22 protein-coding genes are annotated in these 25,292 nt (G+C 64.2%); 7 read left to right on the top strand and 15 right to left on the bottom strand.

Features of this window, described 5'->3' with window-relative positions; all coding sequences use genetic code 11:
• Positions 1-108: 108 nt before the first annotated feature.
• The 3 genes from NKJ12_RS02770 to NKJ12_RS02760 form a co-directional block, all read right to left on the bottom strand.
• Complete coding sequence (locus NKJ12_RS02770; RefSeq protein ID WP_352701192.1) at positions 109-1,338, bottom strand: amidohydrolase/deacetylase family metallohydrolase; 1,230 nt, start codon at positions 1,336-1,338, stop codon at positions 109-111.
• Positions 1,339-1,360: 22 nt separating this feature from the next.
• Positions 1,361-1,726 (bottom strand): RidA family protein, encoded by a 366-nt coding sequence (locus NKJ12_RS02765; protein WP_254817935.1) that lies wholly within the window; start codon positions 1,724-1,726, stop codon positions 1,361-1,363.
• Positions 1,727-2,080: 354 nt separating this feature from the next.
• Positions 2,081-2,509, bottom strand: a complete 429-nt coding sequence (locus tag NKJ12_RS02760) for an Lrp/AsnC family transcriptional regulator (RefSeq protein WP_352701191.1) — start codon at positions 2,507-2,509, stop codon at positions 2,081-2,083.
• A gap of 123 nt (positions 2,510-2,632) precedes the next feature.
• Here NKJ12_RS02760 and NKJ12_RS02755 point away from each other — a divergent pair, with 123 nt between their 5' ends.
• Complete coding sequence (locus tag NKJ12_RS02755; RefSeq protein WP_352701190.1) at positions 2,633-3,736, top strand: saccharopine dehydrogenase family protein; 1,104 nt, start codon at positions 2,633-2,635, stop codon at positions 3,734-3,736.
• Between the two features lie 167 nt (positions 3,737-3,903).
• Here the strand turns inward: NKJ12_RS02755 and lpdA are convergent, their stop codons facing one another.
• The 4 genes from lpdA to NKJ12_RS02735 all read right to left on the bottom strand — a co-directional run bounded on the left by lpdA (position 3,904) and on the right by NKJ12_RS02735 (position 9,106).
• Positions 3,904-5,298, bottom strand: a complete 1,395-nt coding sequence (lpdA, locus tag NKJ12_RS02750; protein ID WP_352701189.1) for a dihydrolipoyl dehydrogenase — start codon at positions 5,296-5,298, stop codon at positions 3,904-3,906.
• A gap of 174 nt (positions 5,299-5,472) precedes the next feature.
• Complete coding sequence (locus NKJ12_RS02745) at positions 5,473-6,846, bottom strand: dihydrolipoamide acetyltransferase family protein (protein WP_352701187.1); 1,374 nt, start codon at positions 6,844-6,846, stop codon at positions 5,473-5,475.
• A gap of 11 nt (positions 6,847-6,857) precedes the next feature.
• Positions 6,858-7,871, bottom strand: coding sequence for an alpha-ketoacid dehydrogenase subunit beta (locus NKJ12_RS02740; RefSeq protein ID WP_352701186.1), 1,014 nt, complete (start codon positions 7,869-7,871; stop codon positions 6,858-6,860).
• Between the two features lie 2 nt (positions 7,872-7,873).
• Positions 7,874-9,106: a 3-methyl-2-oxobutanoate dehydrogenase (2-methylpropanoyl-transferring) subunit alpha gene (locus NKJ12_RS02735; RefSeq protein ID WP_254817940.1), complete on the bottom strand. Its 1,233-nt coding sequence runs from the start codon at positions 9,104-9,106 to the stop codon at positions 7,874-7,876.
• Between the two features lie 350 nt (positions 9,107-9,456).
• On the opposite strand from NKJ12_RS02735, the gene holA reads away from it, so the two are divergent.
• Positions 9,457-10,503 carry a DNA polymerase III subunit delta gene (gene holA, locus NKJ12_RS02730; protein ID WP_352701185.1) on the top strand — a complete coding sequence of 349 codons (1,047 nt, stop codon included), beginning with the start codon at positions 9,457-9,459 and terminating at the stop codon, positions 10,501-10,503.
• Positions 10,504-10,744: 241 nt separating this feature from the next.
• On the opposite strand, the gene NKJ12_RS02725 is transcribed toward holA, so the two are convergent.
• From NKJ12_RS02725 to mnmE, 5 genes are all read right to left on the bottom strand, one after another.
• A complete protein-coding gene (locus NKJ12_RS02725) occupies positions 10,745-11,626 on the bottom strand; it encodes a ParB/RepB/Spo0J family partition protein (protein ID WP_352701184.1) in 882 nt (293 codons plus the stop codon).
• A gap of 40 nt (positions 11,627-11,666) precedes the next feature.
• Positions 11,667-12,467: a ParA family protein gene (locus NKJ12_RS02720; protein WP_254817943.1), complete on the bottom strand. Its 801-nt coding sequence runs from the start codon at positions 12,465-12,467 to the stop codon at positions 11,667-11,669.
• Between the two features lie 85 nt (positions 12,468-12,552).
• Positions 12,553-13,194 carry a 16S rRNA (guanine(527)-N(7))-methyltransferase RsmG gene (gene rsmG, locus NKJ12_RS02715; protein ID WP_352701183.1) on the bottom strand — a complete coding sequence of 214 codons (642 nt, stop codon included), beginning with the start codon at positions 13,192-13,194 and terminating at the stop codon, positions 12,553-12,555.
• The gene (mnmG, locus tag NKJ12_RS02710) at positions 13,191-15,065 is read right to left on the bottom strand and encodes a tRNA uridine-5-carboxymethylaminomethyl(34) synthesis enzyme MnmG (RefSeq protein ID WP_352701182.1); all 1,875 of its coding nucleotides are present in this window, start codon (positions 15,063-15,065) and stop codon (positions 13,191-13,193) included. The genes rsmG and mnmG overlap by 4 nt, the downstream gene beginning before the upstream one ends.
• Positions 15,066-15,283: 218 nt before the next feature.
• Entirely contained in the window at positions 15,284-16,609 is a 1,326-nt protein-coding gene (gene mnmE / locus NKJ12_RS02705) for a tRNA uridine-5-carboxymethylaminomethyl(34) synthesis GTPase MnmE (protein WP_352701181.1), read from the bottom strand.
• 59 nt (positions 16,610-16,668) lie between these two features.
• On the opposite strand from mnmE, the gene NKJ12_RS02700 reads away from it, so the two are divergent.
• On the top strand, positions 16,669-18,684 hold the full coding sequence (locus NKJ12_RS02700) for a thioredoxin domain-containing protein (protein ID WP_352701180.1): 2,016 nt from the start codon (positions 16,669-16,671) through the stop codon (positions 18,682-18,684).
• A gap of 135 nt (positions 18,685-18,819) precedes the next feature.
• On the opposite strand, the gene rho is transcribed toward NKJ12_RS02700, so the two are convergent.
• From rho to hemE, 3 genes are all read right to left on the bottom strand, one after another.
• Positions 18,820-20,085, bottom strand: coding sequence for a transcription termination factor Rho (rho, locus tag NKJ12_RS02695; protein WP_023675925.1), 1,266 nt, complete (start codon positions 20,083-20,085; stop codon positions 18,820-18,822).
• A 166-nt stretch (positions 20,086-20,251) separates the two neighbouring features.
• Positions 20,252-20,797 carry a protoporphyrinogen oxidase HemJ gene (gene hemJ, locus NKJ12_RS02690; RefSeq protein WP_352701414.1) on the bottom strand — a complete coding sequence of 182 codons (546 nt, stop codon included), beginning with the start codon at positions 20,795-20,797 and terminating at the stop codon, positions 20,252-20,254.
• A gap of 2 nt (positions 20,798-20,799) precedes the next feature.
• The gene (hemE, locus tag NKJ12_RS02685) at positions 20,800-21,828 is read right to left on the bottom strand and encodes a uroporphyrinogen decarboxylase (protein ID WP_352701178.1); all 1,029 of its coding nucleotides are present in this window, start codon (positions 21,826-21,828) and stop codon (positions 20,800-20,802) included.
• A gap of 401 nt (positions 21,829-22,229) precedes the next feature.
• On the opposite strand from hemE, the gene NKJ12_RS02680 reads away from it, so the two are divergent.
• The 4 genes from NKJ12_RS02680 to coaE all read left to right on the top strand — a co-directional run bounded on the left by NKJ12_RS02680 (position 22,230) and on the right by coaE (position 25,253).
• On the top strand, positions 22,230-23,048 hold the full coding sequence (locus NKJ12_RS02680; RefSeq protein WP_254817949.1) for a pyruvate, water dikinase regulatory protein: 819 nt from the start codon (positions 22,230-22,232) through the stop codon (positions 23,046-23,048).
• 171 nt (positions 23,049-23,219) lie between these two features.
• The gene (locus tag NKJ12_RS02675; RefSeq protein ID WP_352701177.1) at positions 23,220-23,819 is read left to right on the top strand and encodes a Maf-like protein; all 600 of its coding nucleotides are present in this window, start codon (positions 23,220-23,222) and stop codon (positions 23,817-23,819) included.
• On the top strand, positions 23,812-24,654 hold the full coding sequence (locus NKJ12_RS02670; protein WP_352701176.1) for a shikimate dehydrogenase: 843 nt from the start codon (positions 23,812-23,814) through the stop codon (positions 24,652-24,654). The genes NKJ12_RS02675 and NKJ12_RS02670 overlap by 8 nt, the downstream gene beginning before the upstream one ends.
• Entirely contained in the window at positions 24,651-25,253 is a 603-nt protein-coding gene (coaE, locus tag NKJ12_RS02665) for a dephospho-CoA kinase (protein WP_352701175.1), read from the top strand. The genes NKJ12_RS02670 and coaE overlap by 4 nt, the downstream gene beginning before the upstream one ends.
• The last annotated feature ends 39 nt before the right edge of the window (positions 25,254-25,292 follow it).

Here is a 25,292-nt window from a genome sequence, read left to right as displayed (position 1 = left end):
CGCGCCGAGCGCCAGCCTCCTCTACAGCAGCAGCAGGCCGAGCCCCGTCGGACCTACCCCCTCTGGCCGGCCGGCCATCTCCCCTCAAGGGGTCCTCAAGGGGGGAGATCACCCACGCCCGAAATGCCGGGCGGCAACCTCGACATGCGTGTCGTGCGCATGCGCTTCGAAGCGCTCGGTTTCGCCGAGATCGTCCAGCGCCTCGTTCGGCCACCAGTTGCCGCCGACCACGATGCCGTCCGAGACCAGCCTTTGCTCGGCGACCAGCGAGGCGCCGACCGAATCGACAAAGGTGAAGCGGCCCGGACGCAGCCGCAGCACCGCGATGTCGCCGACCGCACCAACCGCAAGCCTGCCCAAATCGGGCCTGGCGATCGCTTCGGCCGGCCGCTGTGTCGCGGCGCGCAGCACCTCGACCAGCGGCATGCCGAGGACCAGCAGCTTCGACATGCACACCAGAATGTCGAAGGCCGGTCCGTCGACGCAGTAGAGGTGCACGTCGCTGCTGATCACGTCCGGCGCCAGCCCCTCGCTCAGCATCGCCTTGGCCACCTCGAAATCGAACGAGCCCATGCCGTGGCCGATATCGAAGATGACGCCGCGTTCGCGCGCCAGCCGCATGTCCGGCCGCACCGCGCCCGAAGCGAAGACCGGTGCGTTGGGAAACGGCCGGAAGCAGTGGGTGAGGATATCGCCTTTGCGCAGCCGCGGCAGCACTTCCGAGCGGCCCGGCGGCGGCTCGTCTATATGCGCCATCAGCGGCAGGCCAGCCTTGTCGGCGGCTTCCAGCCCGAGATCGACCGGCGCGATGCCGCTGCTGCCGCCGGCATGGCGACCGGAGCGGACCTTGACGCCGACGATCACGTCTGCGTGCTCACGCGCCGCCGCCACCGTTTCGCGCGGCTCGCAGAGCCTGAGGTCGCTGCATTCGCCGACCGCGACGGTCTGCGAAAAGCCGAAAATGCCGGCAAAGGAAATGTTGACGTAAGCCAGGATACGGACCTTCGAGCGCTCGATGACGTGGCGGCGAAAGCCGAGGAAATTCCCGGCGCCGGCGCTTCCGGCATCGACGAAGGTGGTGGTGCCGCTCTTTGCGGCGAGCCGGTCGGCATCGACGCCGAGCGACGTGCCGCCCCAATAGACATGGCTGTGCAGGTCGATCAGGCCGGGCGCGACGATCGAGCCCGTGGCGTCGATGACGCGGGCTGCACGTTCGAAGGGGATTTCGGCGTCGATGGCGGCGATACGGCCGTCGGCAATCGCCAGATCGCGTTGTGCGTCGAGGCCCGACGCCGGATCGATGAGGCGGCCGCCCTTTATCAGGAGATCGAATTGCATTGCGCCTGTCTCCGCTTTTCCGTCAGGCCGGCCTGTAGGCGACGGCTTCGACCTCGATCTTGATGTCGATCATAAGCCGTGACTCCACCGTCGTGCGTGCCGGCGGATCTTTCGGGAAATGCCGGGCGTAGACCGTATTGAAGATGCCGAAATCGCGCGCGTCCTCGAGCCAGACCGTCGTCTTGACCACGTCGTCGAGCGTGCAGCCGGCCAGCGCCAGTGCCGCCTTGACGTTCGACAGCACCTGTTCGGTCTGCTCGGCGATGCCGCCCTTGACCACCAGCCCGTCGCTGCCGACCGGCACCTGGCCTGAGACATAGACGAAATCGCCGGCCCTGACCGCGGGCGACAACGGCACATGGGATTTTCCGAAACACTGCTTGGGCAAGGAGGCCTCCTGTCTAGGTCCTTTGGGTGAACGCGCGATGCTGCGAGAGATTGGGGGCGGCTGCACGCCATCGATCCACATTTTGAAAGCCTATATCGCTTTGCTGCGGTAACGCCAGAACGATCACCGCCCTTGGTGATCCTTCGCGCCCCCCTCTGTCCTGCCCTCTTCCCACTACTTGGCATCTCCCCCTCTGGCGGGGAGATCGGCAGCTTCGCCGATAGCATCCATTCAGCCACCTTGGAGATTGGCGAAAGCCGCGGTGACATCCAATCTCCCCTGGAGCGGGAGATGCGCGGCAGGGCAGAGGCGAGCGCTGTCCCGCCAGCGTCTGGACCCGCGACGCCAGCCGGCTCAGCGGTCGATCCGCGTCGACAGGATGATCGACGACGACGTCCGCTCGACCCCGTCCATGGCGCCGATCTGGTCGAGGAGCGTGTCGAGATCCCTGATCGACGGCGCTTCGACGACAACGATCATGTCGAAATTGCCGCTGACCGAGTGCAGGGTTCGAACCTGTGCCAGCGCCTGCAGGCTGCGCACCACCTTGTCGGCGAGCTTGGGGGTGACGGTAAGCAGGACATGCGCCCTGACCAGCCCCTGTTCGTAGTCGGGCGAAAGCCTGACACCATAGCCGGTGATGATGCCGCGCTGCTCCAGCCGCTCGATCCGGCTCTGCACCGTGGTCCGCGACACGCCCAGCCGCCGCGCCAGTTCGGCGGTCGAGGCGCGTGCATTGATGCGCAGCAGGGAAAGCAGAGCCTGGTCGGCATCGCTGAGCATTTCGACGAACCTTGCCGGCACATTGCACAAAGAGAGACTGCGTTTCGTACAGTCTCACGCTTCCTTTCGACAGGCAAGCTGCGATTCTAGCCATCAATCCAATGTTGGTGCGAGGGACCTGTCATGAAGGAAATCATCGTCGTCGGCGCCGGCAAGATCGGCTCGACCATTGCCGAGATGCTGGCTTCCACGGGCAACTACCATGTCACGCTCGTCGACCGCTCGGCGGCGCAGCTCGGCGCGGCCGAACTGCCTGAAACAGTCGAGACGCTGGAACTCGACATCGAAGCCGCCGGCACCCTCGAAGCGGCCTTGGCCGGCAAGTTCGCGGTGCTCAGCGCCGCGCCCTTCCATCTGACGACGCGCATCGCGGAGGCGGCGGCCAGTGCCGGCGTGCACTATCTCGATCTGACCGAGGACGTCGTCAGCACCAGGCGCGTCAAGGAGCTGGCGCGCTCCGGCAGCAGCGCCTTCATTCCGCAATGCGGCCTGGCGCCCGGCTTCATCTCGATCGTTGCCAACGACCTCGCCAGCCGCTTCGACACGCTGGAGAGCGTGCGCATGCGGGTCGGCGCGCTGCCGCAGTACCCGTCGAATGCGCTGAACTACAATCTGACCTGGAGCACCGACGGCGTCATAAACGAATATTGCGAGCCTTGCGAGGCGATCGTCGAAGGCGAGCTGATCGAAGTGCCGCCGCTCGAGGAGCGCGAGGAGTTCTCGCTCGACGGCGTCACCTATGAGGCGTTCAACACCTCGGGCGGGCTGGGCACGCTGGCCGAAACGCTGAGAGGCAGGGTGCGCACGCTGAATTACCGCACCATCCGTTATCCCGGCCATGCCGCGATCATGAAGGCGCTGCTCAACGACCTCGGCCTGCGCCACCGCCGCGACGTGCTGAAGGACATTTTCGAAAGCGCCCTGCCGGCAACGCTGCAGGACGTGGTTATCGTCTTCGTCACCGTCAGCGGCCGCAAGAACGGCCGTCTGCTGCAGGAGACCTATGCCAACAAGATCTACGCCAGGCGCGACGGCGAAAAGGTGCGCAGCGCCATCCAGATCACCACCGCATCGGCGATCTGCGCCGTGCTCGACATGCTCGCCGACGGCACCTTGCCGGCAAGAGGTTTCATCAAGCAGGAGGACATCGCGCTCGACGCTTTTCTGGCCAACCGCTTCGGCCGCGCCTATGCGCAGCACGAGATGGTTAGCCGGCTTGCGGAATGAGCTGCGTAATCTCCCCCCTCGAGGGGGAGACGTCGCCGAAGGCGACAGAGGGGGTCGCCTCGCGAAGAGCGCCAACCTCCATCTGTCGCAAGGGAGGTCGCATCCAGTCGAACCGACCCCCTCTGGCCTGCCGGCCATCTCCCCCTCAAGGGGGGAGAGCGCGAGCCTCAAACATGCACCGCCCGCCCCAGCGCCTTCAGCGCCGCTTCCTGAAAACCCTCGCCCTGTGTTGGATGGGCATGGATCGTTCCGGCGATATCCTCCAGCGTCGCACCCATCTCCAGCGCTAGGCCAAAGGCCGTAGATAATTCCGACACGCCCTGGCCGACGGCCTGGATGCCGAGCACCAGATGGTTGTCGGCGCGGGCAACGACCCGAACGAATCCGTCCTCGCCCAACTTCGTCATTGCCCGGCCATTGGCGGTGAAGGGAAACAGTCCGACCTTGATCTCGCCACGCGTCTTGGCCTCTTCCGGCGACAGGCCCGCGGCGACCAGCTCCGGATCGGTGAAGCAGACAGCCGGGATCGCTCGTCTGTCCCAGCTGCGCCTGTGGCCGGCGACGATCTCGGCGACCATTTCACCCTGCGCCATCGCCCGGTGCGCCAGCATCGGCTCGCCGGTGACGTCGCCAATGGCAAAGATACCGCGCATCGAGCTGCGGCACTGGTCGTCGATGCGGATGAAGGGGCCGGCCATGTCGAGGTCGATCTGCTCCAACCCCCAGCCTTCGGTCACCGGCTTGCGACCGACCGTGACCAGGACCTTGTCGGCAGCGATCTTGCCGTTCTTGCCGCCATTCGTCTCGACCAGCAGCGCGTCGCGCTTGGTGGACAGCCCCTTGGCCTTGGCGTTCACGAGCACCTCGATGCCGAGTTCGGCCAGCCGCTTAACCACCGGCCGGGTCAGTTCCGCATCGTATTGCGCCAGCACGCGCGGCAACGCCTCGACCACGGTCACCTTGGCCCCCAGCTTGGCAAAGGCGATGCCGAGTTCCAGCCCGATATAGCCGCCGCCGACCACCGCCAGCCTCTCCGGAACTTCGCTCAGCGCCAGCGCCTCGGTCGACGAAATGACCGGTCCGCCGAACGGCAGCGATAGCAACTCGACCGGCGCCGAGCCGGTCGCAATCACCACCGTTTCGGCGCGGATCACCTGCATGCCGATCTCGGTGTCGACGGCAACGGTCTTGCCGTCGCGAAATGTCGCCCAGCCATGCACCGTCTTCACGCCAGCTTTCTTCAGCAGACCGGCAACACCGTTGTTCAGCCGGCTAACGATCCCGTCTTTCCAGGCCATGGTGGCGGCGAGATCAAGCGATGGTGCGGCGATCGCAATGCCGAGCGGGCTTTTTCCACCCGCCATGTGCGAGAGCTTCTGGAACTCTTCGGCCGCATGAATCAGCGCCTTGGACGGAATGCAGCCGACATTGAGACAGGTGCCGCCCGGTCTGCCGAACTCGACGATAACCGTATCTATGCCGAGCTGCCCGGCACGGATAGCGCAGACATAGCCGCCCGGACCGGCGCCGATGACCAGCAACTTGCAGGAGATTTCCTTCATGGCGATAGGCTCTTGTTGGCGAAGAAAGGCCCCCTCATCCGGCCGCTTCGCGGCCACCTTCTCCCCGCTGGGGAGAAGAGGCTAGCGCCGGCGCTGGCGACCTCCTCTCCCCTCGGGGAGAGGGTAGCGAAGCGGAGGCCGGGTGAGGGGGCCGTTGCGACCGTTCTCATTACCTCAGTCCACAAAAATCAACGCGGGCGTCTCTAGCAGCGTCTTGATGCGCTGGATAAACACCGCAGCGTCCCAGCCGTCGACGACGCGATGGTCGAAGCTGGAGGACAGGTTCATCATCTTGCGCGGGATGAACTGGCTGCCGTCCCATACCGGCCGCACCATCATCTTGTTGACGCCGACGATCGCCACTTCCGGATGATTGATCACCGGCGTCGTCGCCACGCCACCCATGGCGCCGAGCGAAGTGATGGTGATGGTCGAGCCCGAAAGCTCGTCGCGTGTCGCCGTGCCCGACCTGGCCGCCTCGGCGAGCCTGTTAACCTCGGCGGCGCAGTCCCAGATGTCGCGCGCCTCGGCGTGCTTGACCACCGGCACCATCAGCCCCGCAGGCGTCTGCGCCGCGATGCCGATATGGACGCCGCCATGCTGGTGGACGATGCCGGCTTCGTCGTCGAACAGCGCATTGAGGTTCGGCTGGTCGGCAATGGCCTTGACCATCGCCCGCATCAGGAACGGCAGCAGCGTCAGCTTCGGCCTGTCCGCGCCCGGCCGCTTCTCCTTGTTAAGCGCGGCGCGCAAATCCTCGAGTGCGGTGACGTCGATCTCCTCGACATAGGTGATGTGCGGGATGCGCGACTTGGCCAGCGTCATCTTCTCGGCGATCTTTCGCCTGAGCCCGACTATCTTGATGTCCTCGACCGTCTCGTTGCGGGCGAGGCCAGGGGCCTTCGCCAGCTGTGGCCCCCGCGCCAGGAAGGCGTCGATGTCCTCATGCCGGATGCGACCGGCCGGGCCGGTTCCCGAAACCTGCCGAAGGTCGATGCCGGCCTCTTTCGCCCTGAGGCGGACGGCCGGCGAGGCCAGTGGCTTTTCTCCCTCGGGACGCGGCGCGCTGTTGACCTTGGACCTGGCGCCGTCATCCTCGGGCTTGTCCCGAGAATCTACCGACCTCTCGGAACTGATTGCGTCATATCCGTGTGGGACGGCAGATCCTCGGGACAAGCCCGAGGATGACGGCGCCAAATTGGGTAATGACGGCTCCAAGCCCGAGGACGGGCGAGCCCGCGCATCGTCAGGGGCACCCTCCGCCGTAACGTCTGCAAGCGTCGCGCCAACCCTGACGTTCCCCTCGCCCGCCACTTTCAACCTGACAATCGGCGAGCCGATCGCCACAGTGTCGCCGATCTCCGCACCCAGCCAGAGGATCTCGCCATCGACGGGCGAAGGAATTTCGACCGTCGCCTTGTCGGTCATGACCGCGGCAAGCACGGCGTCCTCGCGCACGAGATCGCCGACCTTGACCTGCCATTCGACCAGCTCGGCCTCGGCGACGCCTTCGCCGACATCGGGCAGCTTGATGACATATTCGCCCATCGTCTTCCCCCTCAGGCTTCCATCGTTTCGACGAGCGCGCGGCCTAGCCGGGCGGGACCGGGAAAATAGTCCCACTCCTGCGCATGCGGATAGGGCGTGTCCCAGCCGGTGACCCGCGCCACCGGCGCTTCCAGATGGTAGAAGCAGTTCTCCTGAACCAGCGCCGAAAGTTCGGCGCCGAAGCCGGATGTCAGCGTCGCCTCATGCACGACCACGCAGCGCCCGGTCTTGTTGACCGAGGCGACGATCGTCTCGAGATCCAGCGGCAGCAGTGTCCTCAGATCGATGATCTCGGCATCGATGCCGGTCTCCTCGGCTGCTGCTTGGGCGACATAGACCATCGTGCCGTAGGCAAGCACGGTAACTGCCGCACCAGGCCGCCGGATCACCGCCTTGCCGAGCGGCACCGTGTAGTGGCCATCGGCGACTTCGCCGAGCTGATGCTTCGACCATGGCGTCACCGGCCGCTCGTGATGACCGTCGAAGGGGCCGTTATACAGCCGCTTCGGCTCCAGGAAGATCACCGGGTCGGGATCCTCGATCGCTGCGATCAGCAGGCCCTTGGCGTCGTGCGGGTTCGACGGCACCACGACTTTCAGGCCGGAGACATGCGTGAACAGCGCCTCCGGGCTCTGGCTGTGGGTCTGGCCGCCGAAAATGCCGCCGCCGGTCGGCATTCTCACGACGATCGGGCAGGTGAAATCGCCGTTCGACCGGTAGCGCAGCCGCGCCGCTTCCGAGACGATCTGGTCATAGGCCGGATAAACATAGTCGGCAAACTGCACCTCGACACAAGGCTTCAGCCCGTAGGCCGCCATGCCGATGGCCGCGCCGACAATCCCGGATTCGCTGATCGGCGCATCGAAGCAGCGGCTCTTGCCGTATTTCGCCTGCAGGCCTTGCGTGCAGCGGAAGACGCCGCCGAAGAAGCCGACATCCTCGCCGAACACGATGACGCGTTCGTCGCGCGCCATCGACACGTCCATGGCGTCGCGGATCGCCTCGATCATGGTCCGCCGCGGCATGGTCAGACCCCGGCCTGTTGGCGCTGGCGCCTGAGATGCGGCGGCATCTCGGCATAGACGCCCTCGAACATATCGCGCGCCGAAGGCTTGCCGCCGGCATGCAGCGTGCCGTGGCGCTCGGCCTCCCGCTGCGCTGAAATCACCGTATCGAGGATTTCCGCCTCGGCCTGGGCGTGGCGTTCGTCAGACCAGACGCCGCGCTGGATGAGGTGGTTCTTCAGCCTGACGATCGGGTCGCCGAGCGGCCAGGCGTCGGACTCGGCCTTCGGCCTGTAGGCCGACGGGTCGTCGGAGCTCGAATGCGCGCCGACGCGGTAGGTGACGTATTCGACCAGCGTCGGCCCGAGATTGCTGCGCGCCCGTTCCGCCGCCCATTTGGCCACCGCATGGACGGCGAGATAGTCGTTGCCGTCGACGCGCAGCGACGGGATGCCGAAGCCGAGGCCACGGGCGGCAAAAGTACCGGAGCCACCGCGGGCGATGCCCTGGAAGGTCGAAATCGCCCACTGGTTGTTGACGACGTTAAGCACGACCGGCGCCTTGTAGGTCGAGGCGAACACCAGCGCCGAATGGAAGTCGGACTCGGCGGTCGAGCCGTCGCCGATCCAGGCGGCGGCGATCTTTGAATCGTTGCTGATTGCCGAGGCCATCGCCCAGCCGACCGCCTGGATGTACTGCGTCGCCAGATTGCCGGAGATCGAGAAGAAGCCGTGCTCCTTCGACGAATACATGATCGGCAATTGCCGCCCTTTCAGCGGATCGGCCTCGTTCGAATAGATCTGGTTCATCATCGTGACCATCGGGTAGCCGTCGGCGATGAGCAGGCCGGCCTGCCGATAGGTCGGAAAATTCATATCGCCCCGCGACAGCGCCTTGCGGAAGGCGCAGCTCACTGCCTCTTCGCCGAGATGCTGCATGTAGAAAGAGGTCTTGCCCTGGCGCTGCGCCATCTGCATGCGCGCATCGAAGCTGCGCAGCGTCATCATATGGCGCAGCCCCTCCAGCAACTCGTCGTCCGAAAGCAGCCCTGCCCACGGCCCGACCGCCTCGCCAGCGCGGTTGAGCACGCGGATGATCGAGAAGGCCAGATCGCGGATGTCGCGCGGGTCGACGTCGATCTTCGGGCGCGGCACCGAGCCAGCTTTTGGAATGCTCACATTGGAGAAATCCGGCGTCCCGCCCGGCCGCACTTCCGGTTCCGGAACATGGAAGCGCAACATTCCGGCATCGGCCATGATCTCGGTCCTCCACTGTTGCCCGGCCAGGATAGTTGCACACCGCCGGACCAGTGCCAATTCGTCGGGCGCGGCTTCGGGCCAACGACCGCGCCGGCCAGCACTCGTCAAGATGAAGATATGTCCGCGAAATTTCTTGTCGATCTTCCTCCGCCATGCGCAATTTGGCGAATGGTCCGGCCCGATCTGGCGCATGAGAAGGGATTCCTGCTGGCAAGATCCCTCTGTCGAGTTCCTTCGCGCCCCCCTCTGTCCGGCAGGATAGAGGGGGGCGCTGTCCCATAGGCGTCGCGATACAATCCCGCCAACCCTCCGTTCACCCTGCGCCCGCCTCGTGCTAATCAGCGCCCATGGCACAGAAGAAAGCATACGAAGTCGATGCATGGCTCGCGAAGCCGGATCCGCGCGTCTCGATCGTGCTGCTTTACGGTCCCGATCGCGGGCTGGTTGCCGAGCGGGCAAAGGCCTTTGCCGGCAAGACCGGCCTGCCGCTTGACGATCCGTTCTCAGTGGTCAGGCTGGACGGATCGGAAGTCGACCGCGACGAGGGCCGCCTGCTCGACGAGGCCCGCACCGTGCCGATGTTTTCGGAGCGGCGCCTGCTATGGGTGCGCAATGCCGGCGCCCAGAAGGCGCTTGCCGACGACGTCAAGGCGCTGACGTCGGAGCCCGCACGGGACGCCATCATCCTTATCGAGGCCGGCGACCTGAAGAAGGGCGTCGGCCTGCGCGCCGTGGTGGAGGCGGCGGATAATGCCATGGCATTGCCTTGCTATGCCGATGAAGCCAGGGATATCGATACGGTCATCGACGACGAACTGCGCAAGGCCGGCATGTCGATGACGCTGGAGGCCCGGCAGGCGCTGCGCCGCAATCTCGGCGGCGACCGGCTGGCCTCGCGCGGCGAGATCGAAAAGCTTGTGCTTTATGCGCATGGCCAGGCCGAAATCGGCCTTGACGACGTCAAGGCGACGTCTGGCGACGTCTCAGGCCTCTCCTTCGATGCGGCGGTCGACGCTCTGCTCGAAGGCAGGATCGCCGACTTCGACACCGCCTTTACCCGCCATTGCCAGTCCGGCGGCCAGCCCTTTCTGGTGCTTTCATCGGCGATGCGGCAGCTGCAGACGATCCAGGCCATGCGCGGCCAGATGGATGCCGGCGGCCGCAATGCCGCTTCGGTCGTTGCCGCGGCGCGCCCGCCGGTTTTTTTCTCCCGGCGCAAGCTGGTGGAGAAAGCCCTCGAACGCTGGAGCAGCGAAGCGCTCGGCCGCGCACTCAACCGCCTGCAGACGGCGGTCCTGCAGACACGCCGGCGGCCGGATCTGTCGATCGCGCTGGCACGCCAGGCCCTGCTCGGCATTGCCGTGGAGAGCGCAAGGCTGGCGCAGCGAGCCTGATCTCCCTCTTCGAGGGGGAGACGTCGCCGAAGGCGACAGAGGGGTCGGCGAGCGTAAAGCGCCAGCGCCTTCCGCGACGACAGACGACGTGGGCGCTTGATGTGAGACGACCCCCTCTGGCCTGCCGGCCATCTCCCCCTCAAGGGGGGAGATTAACTACTTCGACGATTTAGCCAATCACCGGCGCGGCGGCAGCCACACTTTGTTTGCCGGCTAAAGGCCTCGATGTCTTAGCAACCCACTACTCCCGCTTCAGCCTTCGGCAAAGCTCGTCAAGCTGCTCCAGCGTCCGGTAAGCGACGCTGATCACGCCGCCGCGCTGGTTGTGCTCGATCGTGACGATCATGCCGATCGTATTGGTCATCAATTTTTCCAGCGCCAGCGTGTCGGCATCCTTTTGCGGCGGGGGCGCGGGCTGGCGCTTTGCCGCCGGCGCGCCGACCGGCATTTGCGCCAGCGCCTCGGCCTGGCGCACCGAAAGCCCTTCATCGATGATCCGCTTGGCGAGCCCGGCCGGGTCGTCGGCCGTCACCAGGGTACGGGCGTGGCCGGCCGAGAGCGCGCCGTCGACCAGCATGTCGCGGATGACGTCGGGCAGCTTGAGCAGTCTCAACGTGTTGGCGACATGGCTGCGGCTCTTGCCGATCACCTGGCCGAGATCGGCCTGGGTATAGCCGTGGTCGTCGATCAGCTGCTGGTAGCCCAACGCTTCCTCGACCGGGTTGAGGTCGGTGCGCTGGACGTTTTCGATGATCGCCAACTCGAGCGCCGTGCGGTCGTTGACGTCGCGTACGATGATCGGGATTTCGGTCAGCCCGGCGCGTTGCGCCGCGCGCCAACGACGCTCGCCGGCGATGATCTCGTAGCGGCCCGCTTGGGTTTTCGACGGCCGCGCCACCACCGGCTGCACCACGCCATGTTCGCGGATCGACTGTGCGAGGTCGGTCAGGTCGGCGTCGCCAAAATGCCGGCGCGGGTTCTTCGGGTTGGGGCTGAGGAACTCGATCGGCACCTTGCCGTCGGCCGCCAGCCCGGGCTTTTCCGGAGCCGGCGGGCGATCGATTTCGCCGATCAGCGCCGCCAGTCCCCGTCCCAGTCTTTTTCTCGAAGGGTCTTCGTTCATCGTCCGTCCAGATCGTTTCGGTGTCGAATCGGCTTATCGTTCAGGCGGCCCGCAATTTGCGCTCGCGGCGGATCACTTCCGAGGCAAGCTGCAGATAGGCCTGGCTGCCCGAGCATTTGAGGTCGTAGAGAATCGCCGGCTTGCCATAGGACGGCGCCTCGGAAACGCGGACATTGCGCGGAATGACGGTCTCATAGACCTTGTCGCCCATATGTGCCCGGACATCCTGCACCACCTGGTTGGCGAGATTGTTGCGCCCGTCAAACATGGTTAGCACGATGCCCTGGATCGTCAGGTCGGGGTTGATCGAACGGCGCACCTGCTCGACCGTCTCCAAAAGCTGGCTCAGGCCCTCCAGCGCGAAAAACTCGCACTGCAGCGGCACCAGCACCGAATCTGCCGCAGCCATCGAATTCAGTGTCAGCAGGTTGAGCGAGGGCGGGCAATCGATCAGCACATAGCCGAAATTGGCCGAGCGCGCGGCCGAAGCCCGCAGCGCGTTGCGCAGCCGCAGCACCCGATCCGGCGCCGAGGCGATTTCCATCTCGATGCCGAGCAGGTCGAGCGTCGACGGCACGATCGACAGGCCAGGCACCGCCGTCGGGATTGCCGCCGCTTCGAGGTCCAGTTCGCCGGTCAGCACATCATAGGAGGAGACGGTGCGGTCGCGCCGGTCGATGCCGAGCCCGGTGCTGGCGTTGCCCTGCGGGTCGAGGTCGACGATCAGCACCTGTTCGCCTATGGCCGCCAGTGCGGTGGCCAGGTTGATGGCCGTCGTCGTCTTGCCGACGCCGCCCTTCTGGTTGGCGACGGTGATGATTCGGGGGCCGTTCTTCATCATGGGTCTATGCCAGAAATTCATTTGGGCCAGAAATTCATTTGGGCGAGAAACTCATTTGGGCGAGAAACTCATTTGGGGTCGCCGGTCACAAGCCAGGGTGCGGTCGCAAGTCGGATACTTCGAGAATGACGCCCTGCGCGTCGGTTGCACTGGCATGTTCTACCAGATCGAAAGACCATCGTTGAGCGCTTTCTGCCACTTCGGCGCGGTAATCCCGGCCTTTGTGAAACAGGCCATGCGACCCCTTGGTCAGCCACGGCGCCGCCAGGTCGAGCAAGTCGGGCAGCGAGGCGAGTGCCCTGGCTGTGACGATTTGCGGTGCCGGAACAATAGGATAGCTATCGTCGATGCGGCGCGTGATGACCGTGGCGGGCAGATTGAACTGTCCGACGACCGTTTGCAGGAACGATGCTTTCTTCCGGTTGCTTTCAACAAGATCAATGCTGGCGCCGTCCCGCTCGGCAAGCAAAAAGGCCAGCACGAGGCCGGGAAACCCGCCGCCCGAGCCGAGATCGACCCAGCGCTTCGCCTCGGGTTTGATTCGCGCCAGCTGCGCGCTGTCGAGGATGTGGCGGCGCCAGACATCGTCCTGCGTCGATTGCGCGGCGAGATTGATCCGGCGGTTCCATTTCTGGAAGACGGCCTCGAACTCGACCAGGCGATCGAATGTTTCACGTGAAACTGGGCCCGCTGCCGCCTGCAGGTTTGCCCAGGACGCAGCGCTCACGCGACCTGCTTTCGCGCGGCGGCCTCGGCATTGCGCACATGGGCGACGATGATTGCCAGCGCCGCCGGCGTCATGCCCTCCATACGCTGCGCATCGGCAATGGAGCGCGGCTGGCGTGCCAACATCTTCTGCTTCAACTCATTGGACAGGCCGGGAACAGAGGCAAAGTCGAGCGATTCGGGAATCAGCCGGCTCTCCTCATGCCTGATCTGCGAGACGTCTGCCTGCTGGCGATCGAGATAGACAGAATATTTAGCTTCCGTTTCAAGACGTTCGGCCGTTTTGCTGTCGATCGCCGCGAAAGCCGGTTCGATGCGCGCCAGCCAGGCGATGTCCACGCCGGGATAGGCCAGCAACTCATAGGCCGAGCGACGGACGCCGTCCCGGTTGATTTCGAGCCCGTGGCGCGCCGCCTCATTGGGAGTCATGGTGGTGCCGAGGGCGAGCTGTCGCGCCTTCTCAAGGTTTTGCACGACATTGTTGAACCGCTGCATCCGCTCCGGCGAGGCGATCCCCAGTCTCATCGCCAGCGGCGTCAGCCGTTCATCGGCGTTGTCGGCTCGCAGCGATAGCCGGAACTCGGCGCGCGAGGTGAACATGCGGTAGGGTTCGGCGATGCCGCGGCTGGTCAAATCGTCGACCATCACCCCGATATAGGCTTCGGTGCGGCTGAGCACGATTTCATCGCTCGCCGAGGCCTTCCGCGCCGCGTTGAGGCCGGCGAGCAGTCCTTGCGCGCCGGCCTCCTCGTAGCCGGTGGTGCCGTTGATCTGACCGGCGAGGAAAAGCCCGCCGATCCGCTTTGTCTCCAGCGTTGGCTTGAGCTCGCGCGGGTCGACATGGTCATACTCGATGGCATAGCCCGGCTGCAGCATGGTTGCCCGCTCCAGCCCCGGAATGGTCTTCAGCATGTCGAGCTGCACGTCCTCGGGCAGCGAGGTCGAAATGCCGTTCGGGTACACCGTATCGTCGTCCAGCCCTTCCGGCTCCAGAAAGATCTGGTGGCCGTCGCGATCGCCGAATTTGACGATCTTGTCTTCGATCGACGGGCAGTAGCGCGGCCCGACGCCTTCGATTGACCCCGAATACATGGCCGAGCGGCCGAGATTGGCGCGAATCAGCTCATGCGTGGCGTGGGTCGTTCGGGTGATGCCGCAGTGGATCTGCGGGTTTTCGATGCGCTCGGTGAGCAGCGAGAACGGCACGGGGTCTTCGTCCGCCGCCTGGCTCTCCAGCGACGCCCAATCGATCGTCCTGCCGTCCAGCCGCGGCGGGGTGCCGGTCTTCAGCCGCCCGAGCTTGAAGCCGGCGCGGCTCATCGTCGCCGACAGGCCGACGCTCGCCTGCTCGTTCATGCGGCCGGCGACGATCTTCTTCTCGCCGATATGGATCAGCCCGCGCAAGAAAGTGCCGGTCGTCAGCACCACGGCGCCGCAGGCGAGCCGGCGTCCATCCGCCAGCAGCACCGCCGCGATGCGCCCATTGTCGATTTCAAAATCGAGAACCTCGCCCTCGACCACATCGAGACCGGCCTGCTCGCGAATCGCCGCTTGCATGGCGAGGCGATAGAGCTTTCTGTCGGCTTGCGTTCGCGGACCACGCACCGCCGGCCCTTTGCGGCGGTTGAGCAGCCGGAACTGGATGCCGGCCGCATCGGCAACGCGGCCCATCAGCCCGTCCATGGCGTCGATCTCGCGAACCAGATGGCCCTTGCCGAGGCCGCCGATCGCCGGATTGCAGGACATCACGCCGATCGTGTCGAAGCGCAGCGTCACCAGCGCCGTTCTGGCGCCAGCCCGCGCAGCGGCGCTTGCGGCCTCGCACCCAGCATGGCCGCCGCCTACCACAACCACATCGTAGCGATTGGTCATTTGTATATTCCGATTCAAATCTGCCGACACATGTGCCCACAGCCACATGCTGTCAAGAACACTGCTCGTTTCACGTGAAACAATGTAGCGGTATCGGCGCCTGGTGTTTCACGTGAGTCACGGCGTTGGTCCCTTCGGTGGCGCAGAACATCGGCGGGACGGCGAAGGAGCGCCGTCGCTCGCCTTCCGCCACCGTTGTTTGCAATGTTTCACGTGAGTCATTTGCCGATACAGAACTGCGAAAAGATAACGTCCAGCATATCCTCGACATCGACCGCCCCGACGATTCGTCCAAGCCGATCCGCTGCCAGGCGCAGTTCCTCGGCAAGTAGCTCCTGCCCGCGATGACCACTGGCTGCTGCGACCAGGAAGCGTTTCGTCTCGTTGAGCAACTCGACGTGCCGCAGCCGCGACGGCAGGATATCGCCGGCCTTGCCGATCTGCGCTGCGGCACGACGCCCGATCTCGTCCAGCAACTCGGCCAGACCCGTGCCGTCCCGCGTCGAGATGGCGAAATCATAGTGCGCCGTAGGCGAGGGTGACTTGCCTCCCAACAGGTCAATTTTTGTTCCGACCCTCAGCGCCGGAATGCCGCTCGGCACCACACCGATCGCGACTGGCTCCGCCAGATCCTCCAGCAGCAACAGCAGATCAGCGCTGTGCGCCTTGGTCCTGGCCTTCTCGATGCCGATCGCCTCGATCTTGCCGGGCGCCTCGCGCAGACCGGCGGTGTCGGTTACCCTGACCCGCACCCCTTCCAGGTCCAGCACCACTTCTAGCAGGTCGCGGGTCGTGCCGGGCTCGTCGGTGACGATGGCCGCTTCGCGCCGCGCCAAGGCGTTGAACAGGCTGGACTTGCCGGCATTCGGCGCGCCAAGGATGACGACTTCGAACCCGTCGCGGATAATTTCGGCGGCACGAAAGCCGGCGACATGGCGCTCGATTTCGTCGATCATGGTCTGAACATCGGACCAGACCGTCTCGGCGACCGAACCCGGCACGGCGTCCTCGTCGGCAAAATCGATCTCGGCCTCGATCATCGCCCGGGCGTGGATCAGCCGTCGGCGCCAGCCCAGATAGAGTTCGCTCTGCACGCCCTGAGCGTTGCGAACGGCAAAGCGCCGCTGCGCTTCGGTCTCAGCGTTGATGAGATCGGCCAGCGCCTCGGTCTCGACCAGATCGAGCTTGCCGTTGAGAAAGGCGCGGCGGGTGAATTCGCCAGGCTCGGCATGCCTGACGCCATCGAAGCCGGCGATCGTTTCCAGCATCCTCGCCACGACGGCGCGTCCGCCATGCACGTGGAACTCGGCGACGTCCTCGCCTGTGAAACTGTCGGGCCCGGCAAAGAAGACGACCAGGCCGCTGTCCAGCACCGATCCGTCGCGCCCCCGGAGCTTGCGATAGCTGGCCACGCGGTTCGGCACGGTCGATCCGGAAATCGTTTCGACAACGAATCGACTCTGCGGCCCGGAAATCCGGATCACCGCAATGCCGGCCGGCAGGCGCCCGCTCGACAGCGCTACGATGGAGTCTTTCAAAATCATTTGCCCGCTCTGCCGAAGCGCCCTAGCTATGCCTGTTCATTCCGCCTTCGAGTAGCGCCGTGACATTGCCTGCACAAAACCTGCTTGCCGAAGAGGCCAGCCCCTATCTGCAGCAGCACAGCGGCAATCCGGTGCACTGGCGGCCGTGGTCGCCCGCCGCTCTGGCCGAAGCAAAGGCGCGCGAGCGTCCGATCCTGCTCTCTGTCGGCTACGCCGCGTGCCATTGGTGCCACGTCATGGCGCATGAGAGCTTCGAGAACGACGACGTCGCCGCCGTCATGAACCGTCTCTTCGTCAATATCAAGGTCGACCGCGAGGAGCGCCCCGACATCGACCAGATCTATATGGCGGCATTGTCCTCGATGGGCGAGCAAGGCGGCTGGCCGCTGACCATGTTCCTGACCCCGGATGGCAAGCCGTTCTGGGGCGGCACCTACTTTCCGCGCGAGGCCCGCTACGGCCGGCCGGGCTTCGTGCAGGTGCTGGAGGCGGTTGACAAGGCTTGGCGGGAGAAGAAAGAAAGCGTTAACCAAAGTGCCGACGGCTTAACCACGTATGTCGAGACGCGGCTGGCGGGCAGCCATGCCAAGGCCGTGCTCGACCGCGGCATGCTGGCAAAGTTCGCCAACGGCATTGACAGCATGATCGACCGCGAGCTGGGCGGCCTGCGCGGCGCGCCGAAATTCCCCAACGCGCCCTTCATGCAGAGCCTCTGGCTGTCCTGGCTGCGCGATGGCACCGCATCCCACCGCGACGCCGTTCTCCTCAGCCTCGAAAAGATGCTGGCCGGCGGCATCTACGACCATATTGGCGGCGGACTCAGCCGCTACTCGACCGACGCTGGATGGCTGGTGCCGCATTTCGAAAAAATGCTCTACGACAATGCCCAGCTCGTCCGGCTATGCAACTGGGCCTATGCGGCGACCGGCGAGGAATTATTCCGGCTGCGAATCGAAGAGACGATTGCCTGGCTGTTGCGCGAAATGCGGGTCGAGGGCGGTGCCTTTGCCGCCAGCCTCGATGCCGATAGCGAGGGCGAGGAGGGGTTGTTCTACACCTGGAGCAGGGATGAAATCGAGACCGCCCTTGGCTACGAATCAGCCTTGTTTTTCAAATACTTCACACTTGCCGATCCGCATGGCTGGGAAGGCAAGCCGATCATCCACCAAACCGAAGCCCAGCAAATACAAAGCGTCGTCGATCGTGACCTCCTGGTTCCGCTCAAGCAAAGGCTGCTGGCAGCGAGGGAACAGCGCGTTCGGCCTGGGCGTGACGGCAAGGCCCTAACCGACTGGAACGGCTTGACGATCGCAACCCTTGCCGAGGCCGGACGATCGCTTGGCCGATCCGACTGGATCGAAGCGGCGGAAGCGGCCTTTGCCGCCATTGCGGGCGCCGCTCGCGACGCCCGCCTGCCGCATTCCATGCTCGGGGAAAAGAAATTGTTTCCCGCGCTGTCGAGCGACTATGCGGCCATGGCCAATGCCGCTATCTCGCTGTTCGAGGCGACCGGCAATCCCGACTATATCGATCGCGCCGGGAACCTCATTGAGCAACTCGATCTTTGGCACCGGGACAGCGACAAGACCGGCTACTATCTGACCGCGTCCGACAGCGCGGATGTGCCGATCCGCATCCGAGGCGATGTCGACGAAGCCATTCCCTCGGCTACCGGCCAGATCATCGAAGCCCTGGTCCGATTGTCGTCGCTGACCGGCGATCTCGATCTCTGGGAAAAAGCCTGGACAGTCGCCGAGCATGCGGCCGGCCGGGCCGAGCACCAGCCCTATGGCCAGGCGGGTATGGTCAATGCCTGTGCCTTGGCGTTCGAGCCGTTGAAATTGGTGATTGTGGATGACCCAGAGAATCCCGGGCTTGTTCCGGTTGCGAATCGAAATCCGGACCCGCGCCGGGTGGACATCGTCGTGCCTGTCGGCTCTGCGACAAACCTGCCGACGCTGCCAGGCGGCGTCCTGCCACCAACCGAAAAGTCCGGCGCCTGGCTCTGCACCGGGCAGGTCTGCCTGCCAGTGATAACGGAAGCTGGGGAGTTGGAACGGATGCTGCGGCGGTGATGGACCTGACGCGCCGTCCCTTCTCGGACGAGGGGTGTTGAACGGAGTGCCGTCGTTGCCAAGCTGGAGCACCCGTCTCCGACCGAGCTTCGCTCGCCACCTGCTCCCACCAGGGAGAAGGGAAGGCCCGCAACCCTACGTATTCATCGAATCGAAGAAATCCGCGTTGGTCTTGGTCTGCTTGAGCTTGTCGATCAGGAACTCGATAGCGTCGGTTGTTCCCATCGGCGCCAGGATGCGGCGCAGCACGAAGATCTTCTGCAGGTCCTGGCGCGGAACCAGAAGGTCCTCCTTGCGGGTGCCGGACTTGAGGATGTCCATGGCCGGGTAGATGCGCTTGTCCGCCACCTTGCGGTCGAGCACGATTTCCGAATTGCCGGTGCCCTTGAACTCTTCGAAGATGACTTCGTCCATGCGGCTGCCGGTGTCGATCAACGCCGTGGCGATGATGGTCAGCGAACCGCCTTCCTCGATATTGCGGGCAGCACCGAAGAAGCGCTTCGGCCGTTGCAGCGCGTTGGCGTCGACACCGCCGGTCAGCACCTTGCCGGATGACGGCACGACGGTGTTGTAGGCGCGGCCGAGGCGGGTGATCGAATCCAGCAGGATGACGACGTCGCGGCCGTGCTCGACGAGGCGCTTGGCCTTCTCGATGACCATTTCGGCAACCTGGACGTGGCGAACCGCCGGCTCGTCGAAGGTCGAGGAGACGACCTCGCCCTTCACCGAGCGCTGCATGTCGGTCACTTCCTCAGGCCGCTCGTCGATCAGAAGCACGATCAGGTAGCATTCCGGGTGGTTGGTAGTGATCGAATGGGCGATGTTCTGCAACAGCACCGTCTTGCCGGTGCGCGGCTGCGCCACGATCAGGGCGCGCTGGCCCTTGCCGAGCGGCGCCACCAGGTCGATGACGCGCGCCGAAATATCCTTGGAGGTCGGAACCTCCATCTCCATCTTCAGCCGCGAGGTCGGATAAAGCGGCGTCAGATTGTCGAAATGGATCTTGTGGCGGATTTTTTCAGGGTCGTCGAAATTGATCGTGTTGACCTTGAGCAGCGCAAAATAGCGCTCGCCCTCTTTCGGGCTGCGGATCGGCCCTTCGACCGTATCGCCGGTCTTCAGTGAGAACCGCCGAATCTGCGATGGTGAAATGTAGATATCGTCGGGGCCTGGCAAATAGTTGGCATTGGCGGAGCGCAGGAAGCCAAAACCGTCCTGCAGCACTTCGACGACGCCGTCGCCGATGATCTCGATATCCTGGGTCGCCAGTCTCTTCAGGATCGCGAACATCAGCTCCTGCTTGCGCATGACGCTGGCGTTCTCGACCTCGAGCGATTCCGCATAAGCGATCAGCTCTGGTGGTTTCTTGTTCTTGAACTCTGTGAGCTTCATTTCTTGCATCATTAGACGGACTCTGAGTAAGCTTTGGGAAAAATATCGGCGGGATGCGACAAATGCCGGGCGCGGCCGAAGCGATAAATGGGCGGCGCATGACGGGAAGGAAGACCCGTCTTTTATCGTCGGTCGGTTGAAAGAGCAAGCCGCCTTTTGCGGGCAACCGAGGACGTCAGAACGGTTTTACGATAACCAGGACGACGATGACGATCATCAGCAATGTAGGGATCTCATTGACGATCCGCCAGTGCCTTGCCGATTTTTCATTGCGGTCTTCGGCAAATTTGCGGACGGCGCCGGCGAGATAGCCATGCACGGCCGACAGACCAACCACCGCAGCGATCTTGGCATGCAGCCAGCCGCCCTGAAAACCAAAGCCTTTCCAGGCGAGCCACAGGCCGAATGCCCAGGTAATCACCATTGCCGGATTGATGATGCCGCGCAGCAGGCGGCGCTCCATCACCTTGAAAGTCTCCGACTGGACGGAGCCTTTTTCGGCATCGGCATGATAGACCAGCAAGCGCGGCAGATAGAGCATACCCGCCATCCAGGAGATGACGGCAATCACATGGATCGCCTTCGCCCAGGGATAGAAATCATCGGGCCCGAAGAAAAACAGCAGCCCGGCCAGTACCAGGAAGATGGCGATCGCAATTGCCGCGCGGCGCATCACCCCTCGACCGCTATTGGTGCTGTTCGCATTGTCTGCGCCCATCATCGTCACGATGCGCTCCGCACCAGTTTCACCATCTGCTCGACATGCGCCAGCGGCGTCTCCGGCGTGATGCCGTGGCCGAGGTTGAAGATCAGTGGTCCGTCGCCCAGCGCCTTCAGGATCGCCGCTACACCGTCGGCAAGCGCCTTGCCGCCGGCTACGAGCCTCAGCGGATCGAGATTGCCCTGCACGGCGCCGTCGCGCTGCAATTCCTTCGCCGTCGACAAGGGCACAGTCCAGTCGAGGCCCATCCCGGTCACGCCGGTCTTCTGGCGATAGCTTCGATAGTGATCTCCCGCGCCCTTGGGAAAGCCGATGATCGGAACATTGGGATGGAGGGCCTTCACTTGCCGGACGATTTCGGCCACCGGCTCGACGCAGAACAATTCGAAAGACGCTTCGTCGAGCACGCCTGACCACGAATCGAAGATCTGCACCACATCGGCGCCGGCTTCGATTTGGCGGATCAGATAGGCAGCCGAATGATCGGCGAGCACCTTCAGCAGCCGAAGAAAGGCCGCCGGCTCGCGATAGGCGAACAGCCTGGCCGGCGCCTGGTCGGGCGTACCGTGGCCGGCAATCATGTAGGTCGCCACTGTCCAGGGCGCACCGCAGAAGCCGATCAGCGTCGTTTCATCGGGCAGTCTGGCGCGCAATCGCCGCACCGTCTCGTAGACCGGCTCGAGATTCACGTGAAACGTTTCGCCGTCGAGAGCCTCGATCTCCACAGCCGTGATCGGCGTCAGCAGCGGGCCGCGTCCTTCCTCGAAGCGCACGTCGCGGCCGAGCGCATGCGGCACGACAAGGATGTCGGAAAACAGGATCGATGCATCGAAGCCGAAGCGTTCGATCGGCTGCAGCGTCACTTCGACGGCGAGATCCGGGTCGTAACAAAGATCGAGGAAGGATCCGGCCCGCCTCCTCGTCTCCCGGTATTCCGGCAGATAGCGGCCGGCCTGGCGCATCATCCAGACCGGTGGCGGAAGCGCCGTCTTGCCTCTCAACACGTCCAGCACGATCCGGTCTTGAGGCATTGAGCGCTAGCCTTTCCAGGCTTCCCTATAATTAAATATTCTATGTTTAGGAATCTTATGATTCTAAGAGTCTGTTGGTTGTGGTGGTTGTCTCCTGTCCCGCTTTGCCCTGGAAAAGACCAGCCAGCATATTGTCGCGCGCTTCTCCAGCGGGATTGCAGGACTTTGTGGAAAACCGCGAATTTACGACTGGAGTCAATGCGTTGCCGCCACGCCAGGGAAATTGCCCCTGTGGATGAAGCGAAGGCAAAAAGCTCCGTCCCCGGACTTGTCCCCAACCGCCAGGAGAAGCCGACAGCACATCGAATTGTGGACAAACCGGCATCTGATACAGTCGCTTTGCGGTGGCCGAGTTTTCCGCCCGGCTTATCCACATCGGCCCACAGCCTGGAATGTATCCTGTGAACAAACCGCAAAGCTTCTTTCATCTTCACCTGATTTCCGACGCGACCGGCGAAACGCTGCTGGCTGCCGGCCGCGCGGCTTCCGCGCAATACAAGGATGCGCGCGCCATCGAACATATCTATCCGCTCATTCGCACCGAAAAGCAGGTGACGAAGGTGTTCGAGGACATCGAAGAGGAGCCAGGCATCATCCTCTACACGGTGGTCGACCAGAAGCTTGCCCGCGGCATCGACGAACGCTGCGCGGCCATGGGCCTGCCTTGCGTCTCGGTGCTGGAACCGGTGCTGACGGTGTTCCAGTCCTATCTCGGCACGCCTGCCGGCCGACGCGTCGGTGCCCAGCATGTGCTGGACGCCGAATATTTCCGCCGCATCGACGCGCTCAACTTCACCATGGAGCATGACGATGGCCAGCTGCCGGCCAATATGGATGATGCCGACATCGTGCTCGTCGGCATCTCCCGCACCTCGAAGACGCCGACCAGCATCTATCTCGCCAATCGCGGCATCAAGACCGCCAACATCCCGATCGTGCTCGGCGTGCCGGTGCCCGAAAGCCTGGTCAATGCCACGCGGCCCCTGATCGTCGGCCTGGTCGCCACCGCCGAACGGATATCGCAGGTCCGGCAGAACCGCATTCTCGGCACCAGCGCCTACGAACCGACCGACTATGTCGACCGTGCCGCGATCGCCGAAGAGCTCGCCTATGCCCGCCAGATATGCACGCGGCATGGCTGGCCGATGATCGACGTCAGCCGCCGTTCGATCGAGGAGACGGCGGCGGCCATCGTTGCCCTGCGCGGCAAGACGCGGTAGGGCATGTCGATATTCAGGTGATGCCGGCCTGCGAACGGCGGTTTCCTGTGCTTCCGGCACTCACGGACCCAAATGTCCGCTCCGTTCCGGTTCTCGGAACCCACCATTCTCGACTCGGCCTGACCTGAATCCCGACACACCCTAGTGAACGCCAGGAAACGGGCGAAAAAAATGACCGAAAAAATCATCCTTGCCTCGGGCAGCCCGTTCCGCAAGGCGCTGCTCGTCAATGCCGGCATCACTGTCGAAGCGGTTCCGGCTTCTGTCGATGAGCGCGCGCTGGAAGCGCCGCTGCAGAATACTGGCGTGTCGCCGGAGGACGTCGCCCTGGTGCTCGCCGAAGCCAAGGCCACCGAAGTCAGCGAGCGCACGCCCGCCGCCCTGGTGCTCGGCTGCGACCAGACGCTGTCGCTCGGCGACGAGTTGTTCCACAAGCCGGCCGACATGGAAGGGGCGCGCCGTCATCTGCTGGCGCTGTCGGGCAAGACGCATCATCTCAACAGCGCCGTCGTGCTCGCCCGTGACGGCCAGGTTCTGTGGCGGCATGTCGGCATCGCCAGTCTGACCATGCGCAAGCTCGATCCGGCCTTCATCGGCCGCCATCTGGCGCGAGTCGGCGCCACGGCGTTGTCCAGCGTCGGCGCCTACCAGATCGAAGGCGAAGGCATCCAGCTATTCGAAAAAATCGAAGGCGATTATTTTACCATTGTCGGTCTGCCACTTTTGCCGGTGCTGGCCAAGCTGCGTGAGTTCGGTGCGATCGATGGCTGAGGCCTCGAAAAAAGCCTTCGTCACCGGCCACCCGATCGCCCATTCCAGGTCTCCGAAGATCCACGGCCATTGGCTGGCGAAATACGGCATCGACGGTGTCTACGAGGCCATTGACGTTGCACCGGAGGCCTTTGCCGAATTCCTGCAGACGCTTCAGGCACAAGGCTATCGCGGCGGCAACGTCACCATCCCGCACAAGGAAGCCGCCTTCGCTTTGGCCGAGCGGCGTGACGCCGACGCCGAACAGATCGGTGCGGTCAATACGCTGTGGTTCGAGAATGGCGAATTGTGGGGCGGCAACACCGATGCCCATGGCTTTGCCGCCAATCTGGACGAATATGCACCGGGCTGGGCGGCCAACGGCCCCGCCGTGGTGCTCGGTGCCGGCGGCGCCGCTCGCGCGGTCATCCATGCGCTGAAGCAGCGCGGCATCAACGACATCCGCATCGTCAACCGGACGCTTGCGAGGGCGCAGGAGCTGCGCGACCGCTTCGGTGCCGGCGTCTCCGCCCATGGCATGGCGGCGACCGGCGAATTCCTCGAAGATGCCGGCCTGCTGGTCAACACGACAGCGCTCGGCATGCATGGCAATGAAGGCCTGTCCGCGGATCCGGGCAGACTGCCGGACCGCGCCATCGTCACCGACATCGTCTACGCACCGCTGGAGACGCCGCTGCTTGCCGCCGCCAAAGCGCGCGGCCTGAGAACCGTAGATGGGCTCGGCATGCTGCTGCACCAGGCGGTGCCCGGCTTCGAGCGCTGGTTCGGCATCAGGCCAGAAGTCACCGCCGAACTGCGGCAAATAGTTATTGCCGATATCGGCGCGATAAAATGATCGTGCTCGGCCTCACCGGATCGATCGGCATGGGCAAATCGACCACGGCCAAGATGTTTGCCGAGGCCGGCGTGCCGGTCCATGATTCCGACGAGGCTGTGCATCGCCTTTATGCCGGCAAGGCCGCGCCCTTGGTCGAGGCGGCTTTTCCCGGCACCACCAGATCCGGTGCGGTCGACCGCGCGGCACTGGCGGAGCGCGTGCTCGGCGACGCCCCCGCGCTGAAACGGCTGGAAGCGATCATCCATCCGATGGTCCATGCCGATGCCGATGCGTTCCTAGCTGAAAATCGTGCCGCCGGCGCGCCGCTTGCCGTGCTCGATATACCGCTGCTGTTCGAGACCGGTGGTGGGAACCGCGTCGACAAGGTCGTGGTCGTCACCGCACCGCCTGAAGTTCAGCGCGCCCGCGTGCTGGCGCGGCCGGGCATGAACGAGGAGAAACTGGCGTCGATCCTGGCCAGGCAGGTTCCCGACGCCGAAAAGCGCCGGCGCGCTGACTTTGTCATCGACACTGGTCAGGGCTTTGACGCCGCTCGCGCAGCCGTCAAGGCCATCATCGCCGAACTAGTCGTGGATAAGGCAGCCAGGCCTGGTTAAGAGGCTTGCAGACCCACATAGTTGTTGCCATTTTGTTCC

It is taken from the genome of Mesorhizobium sp. M0195 (genome assembly GCF_040322115.1).
Taxonomy (GTDB): domain Bacteria; phylum Pseudomonadota; class Alphaproteobacteria; order Rhizobiales; family Rhizobiaceae; genus Mesorhizobium.
The sequence above is the reverse complement of the archived record's forward strand: the minus strand, read 5'-3'. Positions and strand labels throughout refer to the sequence as shown.

Bases quoted from the DNA above. Each gene is read 5' to 3' on its own strand.
- NKJ12_RS02760 (WP_352701191.1), bottom strand. From the start codon at position 2,509: ATGCTCAGCGATGCCGACCAGGCTCTGCTTTCCCTGCTGCGCATCAAT.
- NKJ12_RS02725 (WP_352701184.1), bottom strand. From the start codon at position 11,626: ATGAACGAAGACCCTTCGAGAAAAAGACTGGGACGGGGACTGGCGGCG.
- rho (WP_023675925.1), bottom strand. From the start codon at position 20,085: ATGCAAGAAATGAAGCTCACAGAGTTCAAGAACAAGAAACCACCAGAG.
- lpdA (WP_352701189.1), bottom strand. From the start codon at position 5,298: ATGAAGGAAATCTCCTGCAAGTTGCTGGTCATCGGCGCCGGTCCGGGC.
- mnmG (WP_352701182.1), bottom strand. From the start codon at position 15,065: ATGACCAATCGCTACGATGTGGTTGTGGTAGGCGGCGGCCATGCTGGG.
- NKJ12_RS02740 (WP_352701186.1), bottom strand. From the start codon at position 7,871: ATGCCGCGGCGGACCATGATCGAGGCGATCCGCGACGCCATGGACGTG.
- NKJ12_RS02675 (WP_352701177.1), top strand. From the start codon at position 23,220: ATGACCGAAAAAATCATCCTTGCCTCGGGCAGCCCGTTCCGCAAGGCG.
- NKJ12_RS02670 (WP_352701176.1), top strand. From the start codon at position 23,812: ATGGCTGAGGCCTCGAAAAAAGCCTTCGTCACCGGCCACCCGATCGCC.
- hemJ (WP_352701414.1), bottom strand. From the start codon at position 20,797: ATGATGGGCGCAGACAATGCGAACAGCACCAATAGCGGTCGAGGGGTG.
- hemE (WP_352701178.1), bottom strand. From the start codon at position 21,828: ATGCCTCAAGACCGGATCGTGCTGGACGTGTTGAGAGGCAAGACGGCG.
- coaE (WP_352701175.1), top strand. From the start codon at position 24,651: ATGATCGTGCTCGGCCTCACCGGATCGATCGGCATGGGCAAATCGACC.
- holA (WP_352701185.1), top strand. From the start codon at position 9,457: ATGGCACAGAAGAAAGCATACGAAGTCGATGCATGGCTCGCGAAGCCG.
- NKJ12_RS02755 (WP_352701190.1), top strand. From the start codon at position 2,633: ATGAAGGAAATCATCGTCGTCGGCGCCGGCAAGATCGGCTCGACCATT.
- NKJ12_RS02720 (WP_254817943.1), bottom strand. From the start codon at position 12,467: ATGATGAAGAACGGCCCCCGAATCATCACCGTCGCCAACCAGAAGGGC.
- NKJ12_RS02745 (WP_352701187.1), bottom strand. From the start codon at position 6,846: ATGGGCGAATATGTCATCAAGCTGCCCGATGTCGGCGAAGGCGTCGCC.
- NKJ12_RS02735 (WP_254817940.1), bottom strand. From the start codon at position 9,106: ATGGCCGATGCCGGAATGTTGCGCTTCCATGTTCCGGAACCGGAAGTG.
- mnmE (WP_352701181.1), bottom strand. From the start codon at position 16,609: ATGATTTTGAAAGACTCCATCGTAGCGCTGTCGAGCGGGCGCCTGCCG.
- NKJ12_RS02770 (WP_352701192.1), bottom strand. From the start codon at position 1,338: ATGCAATTCGATCTCCTGATAAAGGGCGGCCGCCTCATCGATCCGGCG.